The following is a 2,372-nucleotide window of genomic DNA, read 5'->3' on the forward strand; positions in this document are numbered from 1 at the left end:
ACTAATGGTCAGTTTAGAACACCAAGACATATTATTGATATGATGGTTAATTTAATGAAGCCAACACCAGAAGATATAATTGTTGACCCTGCAATGGGAAGTGCTGGATTCTTAGTATCTTCACAAGAATATTTAAGAAAAAATCGTAATGATTTATTTTTAGTTAAAGGGTTAAAAGAGCATTTTAATAATACTATGTTTTATGGCTTTGATATGGATAGAACTATGCTTAGAATAGGTGCTATGAATATGATGCTTCATGGGGTTGATAATCCTAATATAGAATACAAGGATTCATTAGCAGAAGTTAATACAGATAGAGAAAAGTTTACATTAGTATTAGCAAACCCTCCATTTAAGGGAAGCTTAGACTATGAAGCAGTATCAGCAGATCTTTTAAAAATAACTAAAACAAAGAAAACAGAACTTTTATTCTTAGCATTATTCTTAAGAATACTAAAAACAGGTGGAAGATGTGCATCTATAGTTCCAGATGGAGTATTATTTGGATCAACAGGTGGACATAAATCTATAAGACAAGAAATAGTAGATAACCATAAGCTAGAAGCAATAATATCAATGCCAAGTGGTGTATTTAAGCCGTATGCAGGGGTATCAACTGCTATTATGATATTTACAAAAACAGGAACAGGTGGAACAGATAAGGTATGGTTCTATGATATGAAGGCAGATGGATATTCCTTAGATGATAAGAGAAATCCAATAGAAGAAAATGATATATCAGATATAATTGAAAGATTTAATAATTTAGATAAAGAAGCAGATAGAAAAAGAACAGAACAAAGTTTTTTTGTACCAGCAGAAGAAATAAGAGAAAATGGATATGACCTTTCTATTAATAAATATAAAGAAATAGAATATGAAGAAGTAAAGTATGATTCACCACAAGAAATAATGCTAAGAATTAGAGAATTAGAGATGGAAATAACATCTGGAATAGAAGATTTAGCAGAAATGATTGGGGAGTAGAATATGAATAAGTTAAGATTAACTGATGTTTGTGATTTTCAAGGTGGAAGTCAACCTCCTAAGGAACAATGGATTAATAAACTTGAAGATGGCTATATTAGAATGCTACAGATAAGAGATTTTACTCAAAGAAAAAATGAAGAGGAGTATGTTAAATTATCAAGTAATTTAAAGATTTGTGATGAAGATGATGTTCTTATTGCAAGATATGGGGCCTCAGTAGGAAAAATATTAACAGGCTTATCTGGAGCATATAATGTGGCAATAATTAAGAGTATACCAAATACAAGTAAATTACTTAAAAGATATTTATATTATTACTTTAATAGTGAATACTTTCAAAATGGAATAAAAAATGTAGGTTCAAGAGCTGCACAAGCAGGATTTAACAAAAATGATTTAGAGGATTTTGAAATATTTGTATCATCTTTAGAAGAACAACAAAAAATAATAGATATATTAGATAAATCACAGGAATTAATAGAGAAAAGAAAAGAACAAATAGAAGCTTTAGACGAATTAGTTAAATCAAAATTTATCGAGATGTTTGGTGACCCTATAAATAATCCAATGAATTGGGAAGTTAAAAAATTGAAAGATATTTCAATAAGCATAATGAGTGGAAATACACCAAAGGGTGGAGAGCAGGTTTATGTTGAAAGTGGAATTATGTTTTTAAGAAGTCAAAATGTATGGAAAAATAAACTATTATTAGATGATGTAGCTTATATAGATCAAGATACACATAATAAAATGAAAAAAAGTAGTTTGAAATATAAAGATATATTAATGACTAAAACAGGTAGAATAAACACAGAAAATAGTAGCTTAGGTAGAGCAGCAATGTTTTTAGGTGAAGATGATAGTGCAAATGTTAATGGACACGTGTATCTAATAAGGCTTCAACAACAAGTAATAAATGAGTTTGTTTTATATATTCTTACCAGTAAAGAGTATAGAGGATATATAAGAAGTGTTTGTGTAGGAGGAATCGATAAAAGACAGCTTAATAAAGAACATCTTGAAGAGTTTCCGATTATATATCCACCAGTAGAAAGGCAAGAAAAGTTTGTTAGTTATGTTAAACAAGTCGATAAATTGAAATTTGAAATGGAGAAAAGCTTAAAAGAATTAGAAGATAATTTTAATTCATTAATGCAAAAAGCATTTAATGGAGAATTATTTAATTAAATATTATAGGAGGAGAATGTATGGTCAAGGATAATAATCACTTAATGTTGAGTAAGGCAATTATTATTGCAACTGAGGCTCATTTAGGACAGGTAGATAAAGGTGGAGAGGCATATATTCTTCATCCTATTAGAGTAATGATGTCTCTTAAGGACTATGAACATAAAATAGTTGCTGTGTTGCATGATGTT

General features: G+C 29.1%; 2 protein-coding genes and 1 pseudogene. All 3 read left to right on the forward strand.

The features are described from left to right. On the forward strand, positions 1 to 990 hold a 990-nt coding region (locus HUJ77_RS04110), incomplete at its 5' end, for a class I SAM-dependent DNA methyltransferase (protein ID WP_291707306.1). Positions 991 to 993: 3 nt separating this feature from the next. Beyond that, positions 994 to 2,181 carry a restriction endonuclease subunit S gene (locus HUJ77_RS04115; protein ID WP_291707307.1) on the forward strand — a complete coding sequence of 396 codons (1,188 nt, stop codon included), beginning with the start codon at positions 994 to 996 and terminating at the stop codon, positions 2,179 to 2,181. Positions 2,182 to 2,225: 44 nt separating this feature from the next. Continuing rightward, positions 2,226 to 2,372: pseudogene (locus HUJ77_RS04120) on the forward strand (GTP pyrophosphokinase); the annotation flags it as partial.

Origin of the sequence: Clostridium sp., from assembly GCF_021443865.1 — a bacterium.
Lineage (GTDB): Bacteria > Bacillota > Clostridia > Clostridiales > Clostridiaceae > Clostridium.